General features: G+C 67.4%; 17 protein-coding genes. 13 read left to right on the plus strand and 4 right to left on the minus strand.

The window, feature by feature from the left end; genetic code table 11:
- Nucleotides 1-266 precede the first annotated feature (266 nt).
- Complete coding sequence (locus AC1RMG_RS04010) at nucleotides 267-581, minus strand: hypothetical protein (RefSeq protein WP_493168418.1); 315 nt, start codon at nucleotides 579-581, stop codon at nucleotides 267-269.
- Between the two features lie 244 nt (nucleotides 582-825).
- On the opposite strand from AC1RMG_RS04010, the gene AC1RMG_RS04015 reads away from it, so the two are divergent.
- From AC1RMG_RS04015 to AC1RMG_RS04025, 3 genes are read left to right on the plus strand one after another with little or no spacing between them, the layout of a single operon-like run.
- Nucleotides 826-1,482: an STN domain-containing protein gene (locus AC1RMG_RS04015; protein ID WP_370059494.1), complete on the plus strand. Its 657-nt coding sequence runs from the start codon at nucleotides 826-828 to the stop codon at nucleotides 1,480-1,482.
- Nucleotides 1,479-2,024, plus strand: coding sequence for an RNA polymerase sigma factor (locus tag AC1RMG_RS04020; RefSeq protein WP_011061039.1), 546 nt, complete (start codon nucleotides 1,479-1,481; stop codon nucleotides 2,022-2,024). The genes AC1RMG_RS04015 and AC1RMG_RS04020 overlap by 4 nt, the downstream gene beginning before the upstream one ends.
- Before the next feature lie 37 nt (nucleotides 2,025-2,061).
- On the plus strand, nucleotides 2,062-3,012 hold the full coding sequence (locus AC1RMG_RS04025; protein ID WP_015635428.1) for a FecR family protein: 951 nt from the start codon (nucleotides 2,062-2,064) through the stop codon (nucleotides 3,010-3,012).
- 126 nt (nucleotides 3,013-3,138) lie between these two features.
- Here the strand turns inward: AC1RMG_RS04025 and AC1RMG_RS04030 are convergent, their stop codons facing one another.
- Entirely contained in the window at nucleotides 3,139-3,750 is a 612-nt protein-coding gene (locus AC1RMG_RS04030) for a PulJ/GspJ family protein (RefSeq protein ID WP_493168420.1), read from the minus strand.
- Nucleotides 3,747-4,208: a type II secretion system minor pseudopilin GspH gene (gene gspH, locus AC1RMG_RS04035; protein WP_047336634.1), complete on the minus strand. Its 462-nt coding sequence runs from the start codon at nucleotides 4,206-4,208 to the stop codon at nucleotides 3,747-3,749. Before gspH ends, AC1RMG_RS04030 begins: the two co-directional genes overlap by 4 nt.
- Before the next feature lie 130 nt (nucleotides 4,209-4,338).
- On the opposite strand from gspH, the gene AC1RMG_RS04040 reads away from it, so the two are divergent.
- The gene (locus tag AC1RMG_RS04040) at nucleotides 4,339-4,767 is read left to right on the plus strand and encodes a type II secretion system protein N (RefSeq protein WP_011061043.1); all 429 of its coding nucleotides are present in this window, start codon (nucleotides 4,339-4,341) and stop codon (nucleotides 4,765-4,767) included.
- Between the two features lie 3 nt (nucleotides 4,768-4,770).
- On the opposite strand, the gene gspI is transcribed toward AC1RMG_RS04040, so the two are convergent.
- Entirely contained in the window at nucleotides 4,771-5,157 is a 387-nt protein-coding gene (gene gspI / locus AC1RMG_RS04045) for a type II secretion system minor pseudopilin GspI (protein WP_011061044.1), read from the minus strand.
- A 148-nt stretch (nucleotides 5,158-5,305) separates the two neighbouring features.
- Here gspI and gspG point away from each other — a divergent pair, with 148 nt between their 5' ends.
- The 9 genes from gspG (at nucleotide 5,306) to AC1RMG_RS04090 (ending at nucleotide 16,778) form a co-directional block, all read left to right on the plus strand.
- Complete coding sequence (gspG, locus tag AC1RMG_RS04050; protein WP_011061045.1) at nucleotides 5,306-5,755, plus strand: type II secretion system major pseudopilin GspG; 450 nt, start codon at nucleotides 5,306-5,308, stop codon at nucleotides 5,753-5,755.
- A gap of 8 nt (nucleotides 5,756-5,763) precedes the next feature.
- Nucleotides 5,764-6,744, plus strand: a complete 981-nt coding sequence (gene gspK, locus AC1RMG_RS04055; protein WP_161466944.1) for a type II secretion system minor pseudopilin GspK — start codon at nucleotides 5,764-5,766, stop codon at nucleotides 6,742-6,744.
- Nucleotides 6,741-7,955, plus strand: coding sequence for a type II secretion system protein GspL (gene gspL / locus AC1RMG_RS04060; RefSeq protein WP_065363916.1), 1,215 nt, complete (start codon nucleotides 6,741-6,743; stop codon nucleotides 7,953-7,955). Before gspK ends, gspL begins: the two co-directional genes overlap by 4 nt.
- On the plus strand, nucleotides 7,948-8,514 hold the full coding sequence (gene gspM / locus AC1RMG_RS04065) for a type II secretion system protein GspM (RefSeq protein ID WP_015635434.1): 567 nt from the start codon (nucleotides 7,948-7,950) through the stop codon (nucleotides 8,512-8,514). Before gspL ends, gspM begins: the two co-directional genes overlap by 8 nt.
- Nucleotides 8,511-10,895 carry a type II secretion system secretin GspD gene (gspD, locus tag AC1RMG_RS04070; RefSeq protein WP_093402938.1) on the plus strand — a complete coding sequence of 795 codons (2,385 nt, stop codon included), beginning with the start codon at nucleotides 8,511-8,513 and terminating at the stop codon, nucleotides 10,893-10,895. Before gspM ends, gspD begins: the two co-directional genes overlap by 4 nt.
- Nucleotides 10,896-11,115: 220 nt before the next feature.
- On the plus strand, nucleotides 11,116-12,537 hold the full coding sequence (gspE, locus tag AC1RMG_RS04075; protein WP_493168424.1) for a type II secretion system ATPase GspE: 1,422 nt from the start codon (nucleotides 11,116-11,118) through the stop codon (nucleotides 12,535-12,537).
- The gene (gene gspF, locus AC1RMG_RS04080; RefSeq protein ID WP_011061051.1) at nucleotides 12,537-13,748 is read left to right on the plus strand and encodes a type II secretion system inner membrane protein GspF; all 1,212 of its coding nucleotides are present in this window, start codon (nucleotides 12,537-12,539) and stop codon (nucleotides 13,746-13,748) included. Before gspE ends, gspF begins: the two co-directional genes overlap by 1 nt.
- Nucleotides 13,749-14,295: 547 nt before the next feature.
- Complete coding sequence (locus AC1RMG_RS04085) at nucleotides 14,296-15,474, plus strand: substrate-binding domain-containing protein (protein ID WP_011061052.1); 1,179 nt, start codon at nucleotides 14,296-14,298, stop codon at nucleotides 15,472-15,474.
- Between the two features lie 125 nt (nucleotides 15,475-15,599).
- Nucleotides 15,600-16,778: a substrate-binding domain-containing protein gene (locus AC1RMG_RS04090; RefSeq protein ID WP_262214711.1), complete on the plus strand. Its 1,179-nt coding sequence runs from the start codon at nucleotides 15,600-15,602 to the stop codon at nucleotides 16,776-16,778.
- The last annotated feature ends 113 nt before the right edge of the window (nucleotides 16,779-16,891 follow it).

Genomic DNA, 16,891 nt, shown 5'->3' on the forward strand with positions numbered 1-16,891 from the left:
CACCAATGATAGGGTGGCCGGCAGGCGAACGCCATCCACGCGCCGTGTTCGGGGCCGTTGCCGGCACCGGGGTTCAAGGCTCGGCAATCTAGCGCGCCCGGGGTTAACGCCCGGTATACGGGCAGGGGCTGATCAAGGGGGCGCGGCGCAGTGCGCGATTGGCCACGGGGCGACCGTCGCCCGCTGCCTTCGCCGCTGTCCAGGCGGGCCCTGGGACGGGCCCGGTGGCGGGTAGCGGCCCGGCAATCGGCCGCCCACGGCGCCGTTCAGTGCCGTTGCGGCTTGACCGAGGTGCCGAAGGTGTTGCCCATGCGCACGCCGGTGGCCGCCGGCGTCGAGAGCCCGACCTGATTCGGTGGGCGCTTGTTCACCGGGTCCTCCAGGGCCTGCTGGTTGGCCTGGGCCGCCTTCACTGCGTCCGGGTTGTTGCCCATCTGTTTGCTCAGGCAGTTGTAGTCGGGGGCCTTGTAGCCGCCGACGCTGACTTCCACGCAGCCCTCGCTGGCTTCTTCGGCATGCAGCGTCCAGGGCAGGGCGCTGAGCAGCCACAGGGCTGCGCTGTATCGGCTTAATCGTTTCATCCTGGCCTCCTGGCTGGCCCGGGGAATCGGGCTTCGATGCCGGCCGAGTGTAGTGCAAAGCCCGGCCTGAAAAAGTGATGGTTTTTTTGCCGTGGCCGTAACACCAGATTCATAAACTGGCCTCAGGATGACGCTTTTCAGGGATTGGACCGCAGTGCAGCGACGCAGAGCGCAGGTCGGGCGATGGACTTCATTGCACGGGGGCTTGGCGACCTGTGTGGTGGCGCTCGGGCTACTGCTGTGGATGCCGGCGGGCTGGGCCCAGGGCCCTCCCGGCGGGCCGCCGCGGGTGGATTCACAGGCCCTGCTGGCACTGGAGATACCGGCGCAGAACCTGGCGGATGCCCTGGAGGTGTTCAGCCGCGCCACCGGGATGGCGGTGCTGGTGGACCGGGAGCTGACCCGGGGCCGGCGCTCGGTGGGGATCAACGGTCACTACAGCGCCCGGGAAGGCCTGAGCCGGTTGTTGGCCGGCAGTGGCCTGATGGCCCGCTACGCCCGCAGCGATGCTTTCACCCTGCAGGTGCCGCAGGCCACACAGCCGGCCGTGCAGCCCGGCGCGGCGGGCAGTCGTGCGGCGCGGCTCAACAGCAGCTACGCCAGCGCCCTGCAACGGGCGGTGGAACGCAGCCTGTGCGGCTCGGCGCTGACTCGGCCGGGGAGCTTTCGCGCCCTGCTGCAACTGTGGATCGGCGGCGACGGAGCGGTGCAACACAGCCGCCTGGTGAGTTCCACCGGCGACCTGCAACGGGATGAGGCGCTGGTGCAGCGCCTGGCCCAGACCCGGGTCGAGCGCCAGGCACCGAGCTCGTTGCGCCAGCCGCTGACCTTACTCTTGATACCGGACACGACAGGGAAACGCATGGACTGCAAGGAATGGGAAGGAGCTTCCGGGGTATGAAAAATACCGGACACAGTGCGATGGTCAGGCTGTTCCTGACGTCCTACGAGGATTTTCGGGTGCGCTTGCGCAGGCGCCTGGGGTCCGAGGACCTGGCCAACGACGTCCTGCACGAAACCTACCTGCGGGTCGACCGCATGGAAGAGCCGCCGAACCTGGCGCAACCCAATGCCTACCTGTACCGCATGGCGCTGAACATTGCCGCCGACCGGCGCCAGTCCGATGCCCGCCTGCTGACCGGCGATGAGGTCGAGGAGCTGTTGCAGATCGCCGACGAAGCCCAGGACCCCTCGCGGGTGGTGGGTGGCCAGAAGGAAATCCAGACCCTGCTCAAGGCCCTCTACGAACTCCCGGCGCGGCGCCGCAAGATCTTCATTGCCGCGCGCCTGGAAGAGGCGCCGCACCTGGAAATTTCCCAGCGCTTCGGCATTTCCACACGGATGGTGGAGAAGGAACTCAAGGCAGCCCTCGGCCATTGCGCCCTGCGCCTGGAAAGAAAAGTCATTCAGCGGTTCGGTCCCGGGGCCGGAAAACCGTCCTAGACAAAGAGCCCTGATCAATCCGTGAGTACCTGCGCGCTTGAACATTTTTAGCATCTCCACACCCCAGGCCTCGGCGGACCAGCAGTTGCTGAGCGAAGCCCGGGACTGGCTGGTCCTTCTGACGTCGGGGCGGGCCACCGCCGCCGATGCCCGGGCGCTGCGCCAATGGTGCGGGCAAAGCCCGCAGCACGCGGCCGCCTTCGAGCAGACCAAGGCCCTGTGGCATTGCCTGCAACCGGCAGCGGCGCTGCTGGAACAGCAAGCGCGGCCGCGGCATTTTGGCCGCCGGGCCTTTCTTGGCGGCGCCCTGGCGGCCTCGGCGGCGCTGTTCATGGTGCGGCTCACGGTGCCGGGCGGCTTTGCCGGATTGACCGCCGACTTTGCCACCGAAGTCGGCGAACAGCGCCGGGTGGATCTGGCCGAGGGCGTGAGCCTGGAGCTCAACACCCAGACCCGCATCAGCCGGCGTGACCTGGGCGCGGGCGAGCAGGGCATCGAACTGCTGGAAGGCGAAGTGGAAGTCTTCAGCCAGCGCCTGCAGCCGCTCAAGGTCCAGGCCGGCGAGGGCTGGCTCAGCGCGCGCCAGGCGCGCTTCAACCTGCGCAACACCGACCACCAGGTGTGCGTCACCTGCATCGAAGGCAGCCTGCAAGTGGACGTGGCCGGGCGCAGCATTGGCCTGGACAGCGGCCGCCAGCTGACCTACGACCCGCGCAGCATCGGCGAACCCCAGGTGGTGGACATCCACAGCGTGATCGCCTGGCGCGAACAGGTCCTGGTGTTCGACAACGCCAGCCTCAACACGGTGATCAGCGAGATCAACCGCTACCGCCCGGGAATGCTGGTGCTGCTCAATGCCGAACTGGGCAAGCGCAAGGTCCAGGCGCGTTTCAACCTCAACCAGCTGGCTGGCGTGGCCTTGCTGATCCGCGACGCCTACGGCGCCAAGTGCACCGAACTGCCTGGCGGCGTGGTGCTCCTGAGCTGATCCGCGAAACACCAACAGCCCCCTGTAGGAGCTGGCTTGCCAGCGAAGGGGCCGGCGCTATTTGCCGAATTCTCAGGGCCTGGCCGCTACGCGGTTCGCCGGCAAGCCGGCTCCTACGGGAGAGGGTTATTGCAACGGCCCCAGCACTTGCCGGTAGCGCTCTTCGCCCTGGGGCGTCTGGCGCACCAGGCGGATCTCCAGGCCCAGGGGGCTGTCCTGGCGGTTGCCGCTGAGCTGGCGCCAGCCTTTGTCGGCATCCCAGACCCGTACTTGCAGGTCGCTGACCCGGTTCAGCACCGCCACGCCGTCGCGCGGCGCGGGCAAAGGGTAGCGGTCGCGGGGCTCGGCCACGGCGCGGTACAGGGTGTCGCCCTTGAGCCACCAGCGCACCCGTTGCAAGCCTTCCCCCGGGGTGGCGGCGCTGCGTATCACCTCCAGGCGAAAGCCCTTGCTGTCGGAGCTGCGCACGCTCAGTGGGGCCGGGCTGTCGGGCTCGGCTTCTTCGCTGTCGCCCAGGGCCGGCTCGCGCAGCTGGGTGCCGGCACGCAGGGCCACGTCACGTTCCAGCTGGTTGAGGGTGCGCAGCAGTTCTTCGGTCTGTTCGGTGCTGGCCTTGAGATGGCTGTCGGCCCGGGTGACGCTGTACAGGCCGCGCCAGGCAATCAGGCTGACCACCGCCATCAGCATGATCGCCACCATCACTTCGATCAGGGTGAACCCCTGCTGCCGACGCTTCATGGCTGGGTCACCACCCGCAGTTGGCCGGCGGCGCTGCGTTCCAGGCTCAGGCTGTGCTGGCCGTCGGACAACACCAGGCGCAGCGGCGGGTTGATCCATTCGGCGTTCAATACCAGGCGCTGCCTGGGTTCGATGCGCACTTGCAGCGCCGGGGTTTCCCAGGCCCGGGGGCGCAGTTGGGGGTCGCCACGCAAGTCATCGATGCCGCCTCCGGATTCGCTCCGGCGGCTGAAGGCAAAGCCCTTGGCCGTGGCTCGCCAGGTGATCGGCCGACCATCGGCGCGGGCTTCGGCCTGGGCCACTTGCAGCAGTTGCGCCAGGCGCTCGGCGTCCTTGCGCAGCAGTTGCAGCGGGTCGGGCTTGATGCTCAGGCCCACGGCCGCGCTGGCAATGCCGATGATCACCAGCACCACCATCAGCTCGATCAGGGTGAAGCCTTGTTGCTTGCCTGCCTGCATCGGATTGCACTCCTTGGCCCTCGGACCAGCCTGCCAGACGCAGATGATCGTCCGGTGAAATAAAACCGTGAGAATTGAGCGGTAGGCTGGGGGCACGGACAAACAGGAGGTCCCCCCGATGCTACGTGCCATGTCATTCGCCCCGCGCCTTGATGCCCCTCGACTGCTGCAGTACGCGGCCTTGCTGGCGGCCCTGGGTGGGGTCGCCACCTGGTCGTCGCTGCTGCTGACCCCGGCCGAATCCCAGACCCCGGCGGTGGCGCCCCAGGTGCTGGCCGCGCGTTCCGACAACCCGGCCCTGCAGTGGTTTGCCAACCAGCCGGCCCAGGTGCAGATCAAGGTGTCCGGGGTCATGGCCGGGGCCCGTGGCGCAGTGGCGATCCTGCATCTGAACGATGGCCCGCCGCGCAGCTTCCTGGCCGGGGAAACCCTGACCCAGGGTGTGCGCCTGGCTGCGATCGAGGCCGACGGCGTGCTGATCGAGCGCGGCGCCGAGCAGTCGCGGATCAAGGTCAGCAAGCTGCCGGACTCACCGGAGCTGCCGCGGTTGACCCGCTAGGCCTCACTGGCGTTGTACCTGCGGCCGGCTGACCAGGGTTTCCAGGCGCGCAAGCGGCGGCGCCTCGCGGCTGCGGTCGCTGACTTGCACCTGCACCCGCACCAGCCCCGGCGCACTGCCCGGGGCGATGCGGGTTTCGCAGCGCAGCTTGAGCCGTCCCTGGTCGCAGTCGAGGTTCTTCACGCCGCTGTTCAGGCGGCCTTCCAGGCGCACTTCGGCGACCCGGCTCTGGGCCGCCAGCAAGGCCAGGGATTTGTCCCGCAGCAGGCCGTTGCTCTGGGTCATCAGGCCCGCCACGCGCACCGCCGCAGCCATCGCCACGGCAATGATGGCCAGGGCCACCAGCACTTCGATCAGGGTGAAACCAGCTTGTTTGCGCAGGGCTTGCATGGGCCGCTCGAGACCGGGAAACAGCCTCGCAGACTAGCCTGCGGGCTTGACCGAATGGCGACCGAAACTCCCGAGGTTTTTCAATACCACTGACATATCTTCTTGCAACACTGCGCGACGAATCGAACTTACGCCAAGGAATGTCGAGATGGATATCGCGCCTGTAACATCCCCGCCCCGAGGCCTGCGCGGCCAGCGTGGCTTCACCCTGATCGAGATCATGGTCGTGGTGGTGATCCTCGGGATCCTGGCAGCCATGGTGGTGCCCAAGGTCCTGGATCGCCCGGACCAGGCACGGGCCACGGCGGCCAGGCAGGACATCGCCGGGCTCATGCAGGCCCTCAAGCTCTATCGCCTGGACCACGGCAGCTACCCGAACATGAACCAGGGCCTGAAGGTGCTGGTGGAGCGCCCGGCCAATGCCAAGGACAGCAACTGGCGCTCCTACCTGGAACGTCTGCCCAATGACCCCTGGGGCCGCCCGTATCACTACCTCAACCCCGGTGCCAACGGCGAAGTGGATGTGTTTTCCCTCGGCGCCGATGGCCAGCCCGACGGCGACGGCGTGAATGCCGATATCGGCTCCTGGCAACTATAGGGCCGGTCGTGAAAGCCCATTCGCCCAGTGCGGCGAAGCAGCGTGGCATGGCCATCATCAGCGCCTTGCTGATCGCCGCGGTGGTGGCGGTGATCGCCGGGGGCATGCTTACCCGGCAAACCTCTTTCACCCGTGCGGTGGAAGCCGAACAGGCACGGATCGTCGCTGCCGGGGTGCTTCAGGGCGGCCTGGAATACAGTCGGCAACTGCTCTGGGACGCGCGCCAGCGTGATGTGTTGACACGCCTCGACCAGGCCTGGGCGCGGCCCATCGGCGACCAGGCCCTGGGTGGATTCAACGCCGGGTTCCAGGGCCACCTGCAAGACCTGCAGGGCAAGTTCAACCTGCGCAACCTGGTGTTCAACCAGCAGGTGGATGCGGGGCAACTGCAGAGCTTCCAGCAGTTGTGCCAACTGATCGGCATCGACGGCGCCCTGGGCCGGCGCATCAGCCAGCGGGTGATCGCTTCCTACCCCCAGCGCCTGCAGGCGCCAGCCGCCACCAGCCGCCATGGCAGTTTCAACAGCGGTCGCCAGACCTCGGCAGGCGCTGCGGCGCAGACCCTGGCGCCCAGGCAGCCGATGCTGCGCAGCCTGGACGACTTGCTGGGCCTTGAGGGCGTGACCCCGGAACTGCTGGCGCGCCTGGAGCCGTACGTGAGCATCCTGCCGGGCAATACCTGGATCAACGGCAACACCGCCAGCGCCGAGGTGCTGGTGGCGGCGGTGCCGGGCCTGGATCTGTCCCGGGCCCGGGCCCTGGTGGCCGAGCGTGACGCCGGGCACTGGTTCATCAACCGTGGCGACTTCGTCAATCGCCTGCGCCTGCCGCAGTTGCAGGTGGACCAGATCAAGGTCGGCATCACCAGCGAGTGGTTCCTGCTTCAGGGCCAGGCCCGCCGTGATCAGCGCCGGGTCAGCCTGCAAGCGCTGCTGCACCGTCCCGAGGACCGCATGCCCCAGGTGATCTGGTCGCGGGTGGGCGCATGAGCCGCCTGCGCATCGGCTTGCCGCCCCTGGACTTGTTGCTCGGCACCGAGCAGCCGCAGCAGTGCCGAGTGGATTTTGCAAGGCTCGATCGTGGCGGGCGGGTCACGGATACCGGTTGCTGTGCCCTGGGCCAGCTGGGGTTGCCGGGCAAGGGGGACAAGCCGCCCGCAGTGGAGTGTTTCCTGCATCCACTGGACAGCCTGCTGACCCAGATCCCATTGCCGCAATTGCCCGCTGCGCGGATCAAGGCCGCGGTGGCCTGCGCTGCCCAGGCGCTGATCCTCGGCCCCAGTGAACAGATGCATGTGGCCCACGGCCCCCGCGATGCAGAGGGCCAGGTGGCGCTGAGCTGGCTGCCCCGGGAACGCCTGCAGGCCCTGGGGCGGCTGCTGGAGCAGGCCGGGTTGAAGCTCGCCGGCCTGTACCCGGCGCCCTACGCCTTGCCGGTGCCGCCCCCGGGGCAGATCAACCTGTGCCTGCTGGACGAGCAGTTGCTGGTGCGCCAGAGCGCCACCCAGGGCAGCGTGCAGCCCCTGGTGGCCGAGACCCTGGAGCAGTTGCGCGCCAGCGCCAGCGAGCTGTGCTGGATCGGCGAAGTGCCAGCGCTGCCGGGGCAACCATTGCCAGCGCCACAACCCCTGCCGGCGCAATTGCGCTGGAGCGGCACGCCGCCTTCCTGGGGCCTGCACAGCGGCGCGCTGGCCGGCACCCGCGCCCCCCAAGGCTGGGGCCGGGCCCTGGGCTGCTGCGCCCTGGCGGTGGCGGTCTGGGTGCTGGGCCTGAACCTGTACGCCGCCCGCGAGGCAGAGCAGGGGCAGCGGCTCAAGGCGCAGATGAGCCAGCGGGTGAAGCAGGTATTCCCCGAATTGCCGGTGGTGCTCAATCCGTTGCAACAGGCTCGCCAGCAACTGGCGGCGCGCCAGAGCGGCGCTGCGGCGGACCCGAGCCAGGGCTTCGCCCACCTGCTGGCCCAGGCGGGGCTGGCCATGCCGTTCATGGTGGGCAGCGTGCAAAGCCTGGAGTTTTCCGGGCAGCGCTTGCAGCTCCAATTGTTGCCAGACACCCCGAAAACCGCCGACAGCGCCTGGCAGGGGGCCCTGATCCAGGCCGGCTACAGCGTCCAGGCCCAGGGCAATGGCTGGAGCCTGGCCCCGGGGCAGGCTCCAGCCGAAGAGAGCACAGCCGAGGCAACGGGAGAAGACAATGAATAAGGCCATGCTGGCGCCGTATCGGGCGCGCTGGTCGCGCCTGCGGGCCCAGGCCCTGGGCCACTGGAACGGCCTGGCCCTGCGGGAAAAGCGCTTGCTGGGGGCCACTGCCCTGGGGTTGCTGGGGCTGTTGCTGTGGTTGCTGCTGATCCAGCCGCCGCTGAAGAAGATCGACTACTGGCAAGCCGAGACACCCAAGCTGCGCTCCCAGGCCGAGGCCCTGGAAGTGCTGCTGCACGAGGTCGCGGCGGGCCCTCGCAATGCCCCGGGCGAAAGCCTGGAACAGGCCCTGCGCCAGGCCCTGGATGCGGCCGGGCTCCAGGGCCGCTACCAGTTGCAACACGCGGATCAAGCCGGCCCCGAGAGCTGGCGGTTGACCTTTGAGCAGGCCCCGGCGGATGCCGTGGTCGGCTGGCTGCTGGGGGCTCCCCGGCAGTTTTCACTGCAGGTGGTGGAGGCTCGTCTGCAACGCGCAGACGCGGCCGCCGCCCAAGACTCGGCAGGCACACTGTCCGGGACCGTTCGCATGGATCAGGCGCAGGGCGCTAAGGAAGCTTCATGAAGTGGTCAGGTTCCAACTACGTGCGCCAGTGTCGCAAGGCCGCACCTTTTCTGCTGCTGGCGCTGGGGGCTTGCAGCAACACCACCTCCACCACGCCGCCGCCCTTGCTGGTGGACAGCGAGCTGGGCCAGCCCCTGGCCGACACCCGGCGCAGCGGCGATCTGCTGGCGGACCGCGAGCGCTTGCAGGCGCAGCAGGCGCAACGGCCGAAAGTCCTGCACCCGGTGACCAGCAGCAGCCGCGCCCAGGGCACGTCGCGCAGCACCAGCGTGCCGCGCAATCCTCTGGGGGATCAGCCGGTGCAACTGAACTTCGTCGACGCCGATATCCAGGCGGTGGTGCGCGCGCTGTCCCGTTCCACCGGCCAGCAGTTCCTGGTGGACCCACGGGTCAAGGGCAACCTGACCCTGGTCAGCGAAGGCCAGGTGCCGGCGCACCAGGCCTACGACATGCTGCTGGCGGCCCTGCGCATGCAGGGTTTCTCCGTGGTGGACGTGGGCGGGGTGGCCCAGGTGGTGCCCGAAGCCGACGCCAAGCTGCTGGGCGGGCCGATCTACAGCGCCGACAAGCCGGCGGGCAACGGCATGCTGACCCGCACCTTCCGCCTGCAATATGAAAATGCGGTGAACCTGATTCCGGTGCTGCGGCCCATCGTCTCGCCGAACAACCCGATCAATGCCTACCCGGGCAACAACACCATCGTGGTCACCGACTACGCGGAGAACCTGCAGCGGGTGGCGCAGATCATCAACGGCATCGACACCCCGAGCGCCATCGACACCGATGTGGTGGCGGTGCAGAACGGCATCGCCGTGGACATCGCCACCATGGTCGCCGAACTGCTGGAAACCCAGGGCGCCGACCAGACCCAGAAGATCAGCGTGATCGGCGACCCGCGTTCCAACTCCATCATCATCCGCGCCGGCAGCCCGGAGCGCACCGAACTGGCGCGCAACCTGATCTACAAACTGGACAACGCCCAGAGCAACCCCAGCAACCTGCACGTGGTGTACCTGCGCAACGCCCAGGCCGGCAAGCTGGCCCAGGCCCTGCGCGGGCTGCTCACCGGGGAAAGCGACAGCGCCGGCAGCGACGGCGCCCGGGCCATGCTCAGCGGCATGGGCGGCAACAGCCAGGGCGCCCAGGGCGCGAGCCAGAACAGCAGCGGCACGCCCACCGCCAGTGGCAACCTGAACAACAGCAGCAGCGGCAGTGGTGCCTACGGCCAGGGCAGCAGCGCCGGCCAGGGCGGCACGGGCCAGCAGAATGACCAGAACACCGCCTTCAGTGCCGGTGGCGTGACCATCCAGGCCGATGCCACCACCAACACCTTGCTGATCTCGGCGCCGGACCCGCTGTACCGCAACCTGCGGGAGGTCATCGACCAGCTCGACCAGCGTCGTGCCCAGGTGGTGATCGAGAGCCTGATCGTCGAAGTCAGCGAAGACGATGCCAGCGAGTTCGGCGTGCAGTGGCAGGCCGGCAACCTCGGCGGGCGCGGTGGCTTTGGCGGGGTCAACCTCGGCGGCAGCGGGCTGGTGGGCACGCCGGCGAGCAAGACCAGCATCGACGTGTTGCCCAAGGGCCTGAACGTCGGCGTGGTCAACGGCACGGTGGACATCCCGGGGATCGGCAAGGTGCTGGACCTCAAGGTCCTGGCCCGGGCCCTGAAGAGCAAGGGCGGCACCAACGTGTTGTCGACGCCCAACCTGTTGACCCTGGACAACGAGGCGGCGAGCATCTTCGTCGGCCAGACCATTCCCTTTGTCACCGGCAGCTATGTGACCGGCGGTGGCGGCACCAGCAACAACCCGTTCCAGACCGTGCAGCGTGAAGAAGTGGGCCTGAAGCTCAATGTGCGGCCGCAGATCTCCGAAGGCGGCACGGTGAAGCTGGACATCTACCAGGAGGTCAGCAGCGTCGACCAGCGGGCTTCGGTGGACGCCGGCACCGTGACCAACAAGCGGGCGATCGACACCAGCATCCTGCTGGATGACGGGCAGATCATGGTGCTCGGCGGCCTGCTGCAGGACGGCTACAGCCAGAGCAACGACGCAGTGCCGTGGCTGTCGAACATCCCCGGGCTCGGGGTGCTGTTTCGCAACGACAAGCGCAGCGTGACCAAGACCAACCTGATGGTGTTCCTGCGGCCCTACATCATTCGCGACAGTGGCGCGGGGCGCAGCATTACCCTCAATCGCTATGACTTCATGCGCCGGGTACAGGGCCAGTTGCAGCCGGAGCGCAGTTGGGTGATGCCGGATATCCAGGCGCCGCAACTGCCTGCGGCGAGCAAGGCGATCCCCGGGGCAGTGCCGGTGTCCCTGCAGGGCGTACCGCAGACGCCGCGGGCGCCGATTCGCGCGGTGCCGGTGCAATGAACGGGGCAAAGGGGCCCCAAATCCGGGCTGCCAAGCCCTTCGTAGGCACCGGCTTGCCGGCGAAGAGGCCCGTGGATCGGGCGCTGATCTTGCTGGCGCCTGCGCTGGCAAGCCGGCGCCTTATGGGGGATGCCCCCATTCTTTTCCAGGCCGGCGGGCATCGCGGGTTTCACCGTGGCAGCCCACGCAATGGCGCCGCACCCCACAAGGAGCCACAGCCATGACCACCCAGTTGCCCTACGCCTGGGCCAAGTCCCAGCGCATCCTCCTGCGCCACACCGAGCAGGGCGCGGTGCTGCTGGTGTGCCCCTCGACGCCTGGCTGGTCCATCAGCGAAGCCCGCCGCCAGTTCGGCCCGGCGCGCCTGGAGCGGATTCGCGACGAGGAACTCGACGGCCTGCTGGCCACCGCCTACGCCGACACCGGCAGCGCAGCAGCGGTGGTCGGGGCGGCGGAGAACGAGGTGGACCTGGACCGCCTGATGCAGGACATGCCGGAAATCACCGACCTGCTGGACACCCAGGACGGCGCCCCGGTGATCCGCATGATCAACGCCTTGCTCACCCAGGCCGCGCGGGACGAGGCCAGCGATATCCATATCGAACCCTTCGAGACCCATTCGGTGGTGCGCTACCGGGTCGACGGCACCCTGCGCGACGTGGTGTCGCCACGCAAGGCGCTGCACGGCGCGCTGGTGTCGCGGATCAAGATCATGGCCCAGCTGGACATCGCCGAAAAACGCCTGCCCCAGGACGGGCGCATCGCCCTGCGGGTGGCCGGGCGGCCCATCGATATTCGTGTGTCCACGGTGCCCACCGGGCATGGCGAGCGGGTGGTGATGCGCCTGCTGGACAAGCAGGCCGGGCGCCTGCAACTGGAAACCCTGGGCATGGACCCGGACCTGCTGGCGCGCCTGGATACCCTGATCCGCCAGCCCCACGGCATCGTCCTGGTCACCGGGCCCACCGGCAGCGGCAAGACCACCAGCCTCTACGCGGCCCTGGCCCGGCTGGATGCCAGCACCAGCAATATCCTCACCGTCGAGGACCCGGTGGAATACGACCTGCCGGGCATCAGCCAGATCCAGGTCAACGCCAAGATCGACATGACCTTCGCCCTGGCCCTGCGGGCGATCCTGCGCCAGGACCCGGACATCATCATGATCGGCGAGATCCGCGACCTGGAGACCGCGCAGATCGCGGTCCAGGCCTCGCTCACCGGGCACCTGGTGCTGGCGACCCTGCACACCAACGACGCGGTATCGGCGGTCAACCGCCTGATCGACATGGGGGTGGAGCCGTTTCTCCTGGCCTCGTCGATGCTCGGGGTGCTGGCCCAGCGCCTGGTGCGGCGCCTGTGCAGCCAGTGCAAGGAGCAGGACCCGGCCAACCCCGACACCTGGCGCCCGGTGGGCTGCCCGGCCTGCAACCACATCGGCTACAGCGGGCGAACCGGGATCCATGAGCTGTTCTGCATCGATGACGATGTGCGCAGCCTGATCCACCAGGGCGCCGAGGAGCAGGCCCTGCGTGCCGCCGCGCGCCGGGCCGGGATGTTCAGCATGCGCGAGGACGGTGAACGCTGGGTGCGCAGCGGCGCCACCGCGCCGGAAGAAATCCTGCGTGTGACACGGGACGCCTGATGAATCGCTATCGCTATGAAGCCGCCGACGCCCTCGGCAAGATCGAATCCGGGCACCTGGAAGCCGACAGCCAGGGTGCGGCCTTCGCCAGCCTGCGCAGCCGCGGCCTGACCGCCTTGCTGGTGCAGCTCGATGGCAACGGCGGCGACGGCGGAGCAGGGGGGCTGCTGCGCCCCAGGCTCTCGGACAACGACCTGGCCTGGGCCACCCGCCAGCTGGCCAGCCTGCTGGGGGCCAGCCTGCCGCTGGAGGCCGCGCTGAGCGCCACGGTGGAGCAGGCCGAGCGCAAGCACATCGCCCAGACCCTGAGCGCGGTGCGCGCGGATGTGCGCAGCGGCATGCGCCTGGCCGAGGCCCTGGCGGCGCGGCCCAGGGATTTTCCGGAGATCTACCGGGCGCTGATCGCCGCCGGCGAAGAGTCCGGCGACCTGGCCCAGGTCATGGAGCGGCTGGCGGACTACATCGAAGAGCGCAACGGCCTGCGGGGCAAGATCCTCACCGCCTTTATCTACCCGGGGGTGGTGGGGCTGGTGTCCATAGGCATCGTGATCTTCCTGCTCAGCTATGTGGTGCCTCAGGTGGTCAGTGCCTTCTCCCAGGCGCGCCAGGACCTGCCGGGGCTGACCCTGGCCATGCTCAATGCCAGTGATTTCATCCGTGCCTGGGGCGGCCTGTGCTTTGCCGCCATGGTCGCCGGGTTCTGGGGCTGGCGGGTGTACCTGCGCAACCCCCGGGCGCGCTTGAACTGGCACAGCCGGATCCTGCGCCTGCCGCTGATCGGGCGCTTTGTCCTGGGGCTGAACACCGCGCGTTTTGCCTCGACCCTGGCGATCCTCGGCAGCGCCGGGGTGCCTTTGTTGCGGGCCCTGGAAGCGGCGCGCCAGACCCTGTCCAACGACCGCCTGAGCCAGAGCGTGAGCGAGGCCACGGCCAAGGTGCGCGAAGGCGCCAACCTGGCGGCGGCGCTGCGGGTGGAAAAAGTCTTTCCGCCGGTGCTGATCCACCTGATCGCCAGCGGCGAGAAGACCGGCGCCTTGCCGCCGATGCTGGAACGGGCGGCGCAGACCCTGTCGCGGGATATCGAGCGTCGGGCCATGGGCATGACCGCCTTGCTCGAACCCTTGATGATCGTGGTGATGGGCGGTGTGGTGCTGGTGATCGTGATGGCGGTACTGCTGCCGATCATCGAGATCAACCAGCTGGTCACCTGAACCGCACAACCCCGCCCGACCTGACCCCGTCCGGCCCGGTCTGGCCCGGTCCGTAGGCGCTGGCTTGCCAGCGAAGGCGTCGGCAGCGGCGATGCAGGGCTGGCGGGCCTCTTCGCCGGCAAGCCGGCTCCTACGAGAGCGAAGCGGTGGTGCGAAGCACAGGGCAGGGCAGCCATAAAATTTCGCGCCGCGTGCCTCACTCCCGACCGGGCAACGGGCCAACCTCGGGTTCCTCGTTCTGTCATGTTCAGACCCGGTGGCCAGCCCCCTCGGCGCTTGCAGGGCAATGCCGCTTCCAGCCCCGGCAACCTGGCGGTCATTTTCCCGGGAAAGGCGCGAAAACCTCGGACAAACACCCGAGAATCTTTTGCAAAAACAGGCGCTTTCTCCCGAGGTTTTTTCCTTTATCTGTCACCGGAAACTGCGAACTTCTCTCCCCATGGCCTCACCCATCAAGCCGTCTGGATCAAGGCTTCTGGCCCGAGTGCCATGGCGTCATGCAAGAGCTATTCACCCAACGTACGAACACGACGAAAGGAGATTCTTCATGTTTAAGCGCAACGTTCTCGCGGCATCCCTGACCCTGGCTGCCCTGTGCTCGGCACAGGCTGCAATGGCTGATATCAACGGCGGTGGCGCAACCCTGCCACAACCGCTGTACCAGACCGCTGGCGTACTGACCGCCGGCTTCGCTCCCTACATCGGCGTAGGCAGCGGCAACGGCAAGGCTGCCTTCCTGAACAACGACTACACCAAGTTCGTGGCCGGCACCACCGGCAAGAACGTGCACTGGGCCGGTAGCGATTCCAAGCTCAGCGCAGCAGAGCTCAAAGGTTATGAAGACAATCACCAAGCGGCCTGGGGCAAGCTGATCCAGGTGCCTTCGGTGGCCACTTCGGTTGCCGTTCCATTCAACAAGGCTGGTTCCACCGCCGTTGACCTGAGCGTCAATGACCTGTGCGGCGTGTTCTCGGGGCGCGTTTCCAAGTGGGAGCAGCTTCCGACTTCGGGCCGTACCGGCGCCATCACCGTGGTTTACCGCAATGAAAGCAGCGGCACCACCGAGCTGTTCACCCGCTTCCTGAACGCCAAGTGCGCCGAGACCGGCACCTTCGCCGTGACCACCAACTTCGCTTCCAGCTACTCGGGCGGCCTGCCTGCCGGTGCGGTTGCCGCTGTTACCAGCCAAGGCGTCATGGACGCGCTGAACGCTGGCGACGGTCGCATCACCTACATGAGCCCGGACTACGCCGCGCCGACCCTGGCCGGCCTGGACGACGCTACCAAGGTGGCCAAGGTGGCTGGCGTTTCCCCGGCGCCTGCCAACGTTTCCTCGGCTATCGCCGCGGTTGCCGTGCCTGATACCACTGTTCGTGGCGACCAGAACCTGTGGGTTCCTGTCTTCACTTCCCAGGCCAACATCGACGCCAACCCAAGCGACAAGAGCCTGCGCCTGTACCCAACCAGCGGTTACCCAATCCTGGGCTTCACCAACCTGATCTTCAGCCAGTGCTACGCCGACGCTAACCAGACTTCGCAAGTACGGGCTTTCTTCAGCCGTCACTACGGTGCCCTGGTGAACAACGACACCGCCATCAACAACAACCGCTTCGTGCCTCTGCCAGCTGCCTGGAAAACCGCAGTACGTGACTCGTTCGTCACTGCCTCCAGCGGCCTGAGCATCGGTAACGCCAGCGTCTGCAACGCCATCGGCCGTCCGCTGTAACTTTCGCGTCCGATACCTGCAGCACCCGGATCAGCAACGGTTTCGACCGTTGCTGATTTTTTTCATGCTCGGCACAACGGTCCGGCACGAGTGCTCGCCCGTCCTGATACGACAGGAGTCATGTCATGTTCAAAATGCATTGGTTAGCCACGTCACTGGTGGGCAGCGCCCTATGTGCCCAGTTGGCCCTGGCGGATATCAACGGTGGCGGGTCGACGCTGCCGCAGTCGTACTACCTGGCGCCCGGCGTACTGACGGCGGGTTTTGCGCCCTACATCGGCTCTGATCTCGGGGACAAGGAAGCCTTTCTGAACAACGACTACAACCGCCTGATTCCGGGCGCCCCTGCCCGGAACGTGCACTGGGTGGCCACTGAATCGAAGTTGAGAGGCAACGAGCTCGACGGCTACTCCATGGCCCATGGCGCGAGCTGGGGGCCGTTGATCCAGGTGCCCGTCGCCGCCACGGCGGTGGCGATCCGCTTCAACAAGGCCGGCATTGGCAACCTGGACCTGAGCGTCAATGACGTGTGCGGGATCTTCTCGGGCCGGCTGGACCGTTGGGAGTACCTGTCGAGCGGTGCAGGCACTTACGGACCACTGACGGTGGTCTACCCGCAAGGGCCCAGTGGCACCACCGAGCTGTTTACCCGTTTTCTCAATGCCAAGTGCTCTGAACCGGCCGGGCCTTTCGCGGTGACCCGGTTCTTCGCCAACGCTTATCCAGCCTCGGTGCCACAGACCGCCAAGAGCGCGCAGGGCAGCCCCCAGATCATGGAAGTGCTCAATGCAACCCCGGGGAGTGTGACCTTCATCGGTTCGAGCCACGCATCCAGCACCCTTGCCGGGCTGGAAGATGGCAGCAAGGTAGCGCGGGTAGGGGGGATAGCCCCGACACCGGCGAACATCGTCAACGCCATCAGCCTGATCAGCCCGCCGACGGCGAACCTATCGACCGGCCCGTTCAGCGACCCCATCAGGTGGGTACCGGTGTTCGCCGCTTCGTTCGATGGCAATGACCCCTCGGTGGTGCCATTTCCCAGCGTCGGGTATCCGATCCTGGGCTTTAGCACCGCGATTTTCAGCCAGTGCTACGCCGATGCGGCGCAAACCGCCCAGGTGCGGGCGTTCTTTGCCCGCCAGTACGGTTCGCTGGTCACTAACGATGCGGCACTGCTCAACAACAACCTGCAACCCTTGCCGGCGATCTGGAAGGCTGCGATACGGAACGCCTTCGTGACGCCCGCCAGCCTGCGCAGTATCGGCAACCCCAATATCTGCAACGCCATTGGCCGACCTTTCTAGCCGGCCAGCGCCGCTTGCCCCTGCCTGCCGCCGTGGCACGCAGGGGCAGGGGCAACACCCTGCACCCCAAAGATGAATTTTCCGTGACATCCGTTCGGTCGCGCCTCGCGCCA

This window comes from Pseudomonas sp. GW822-FHT04H02, from assembly GCF_058800645.1.

Coding starts and splice junctions, on each gene's coding strand:
- AC1RMG_RS04010 (WP_493168418.1), bottom strand. CDS start 581: ATGAAACGATTAAGCCGATACAGCGCAGCCCTGTGGCTGCTCAGCGCC.
- AC1RMG_RS04015 (WP_370059494.1), top strand. CDS start 826: ATGCCGGCGGGCTGGGCCCAGGGCCCTCCCGGCGGGCCGCCGCGGGTG.
- AC1RMG_RS04020 (WP_011061039.1), top strand. CDS start 1,479: ATGAAAAATACCGGACACAGTGCGATGGTCAGGCTGTTCCTGACGTCC.
- AC1RMG_RS04030 (WP_493168420.1), bottom strand. CDS start 3,750: ATGAAGCGTCGGCAGCAGGGGTTCACCCTGATCGAAGTGATGGTGGCG.
- gspH (WP_047336634.1), bottom strand. CDS start 4,208: ATGCAGGCAGGCAAGCAACAAGGCTTCACCCTGATCGAGCTGATGGTG.
- AC1RMG_RS04040 (WP_011061043.1), top strand. CDS start 4,339: ATGTCATTCGCCCCGCGCCTTGATGCCCCTCGACTGCTGCAGTACGCG.
- gspI (WP_011061044.1), bottom strand. CDS start 5,157: ATGCAAGCCCTGCGCAAACAAGCTGGTTTCACCCTGATCGAAGTGCTG.
- gspG (WP_011061045.1), top strand. CDS start 5,306: ATGGATATCGCGCCTGTAACATCCCCGCCCCGAGGCCTGCGCGGCCAG.
- gspL (WP_065363916.1), top strand. CDS start 6,741: ATGAGCCGCCTGCGCATCGGCTTGCCGCCCCTGGACTTGTTGCTCGGC.
- gspM (WP_015635434.1), top strand. CDS start 7,948: ATGAATAAGGCCATGCTGGCGCCGTATCGGGCGCGCTGGTCGCGCCTG.
- gspD (WP_093402938.1), top strand. CDS start 8,511: ATGAAGTGGTCAGGTTCCAACTACGTGCGCCAGTGTCGCAAGGCCGCA.
- gspE (WP_493168424.1), top strand. CDS start 11,116: ATGACCACCCAGTTGCCCTACGCCTGGGCCAAGTCCCAGCGCATCCTC.
- gspF (WP_011061051.1), top strand. CDS start 12,537: ATGAATCGCTATCGCTATGAAGCCGCCGACGCCCTCGGCAAGATCGAA.
- AC1RMG_RS04085 (WP_011061052.1), top strand. CDS start 14,296: ATGTTTAAGCGCAACGTTCTCGCGGCATCCCTGACCCTGGCTGCCCTG.
- AC1RMG_RS04090 (WP_262214711.1), top strand. CDS start 15,600: ATGTTCAAAATGCATTGGTTAGCCACGTCACTGGTGGGCAGCGCCCTA.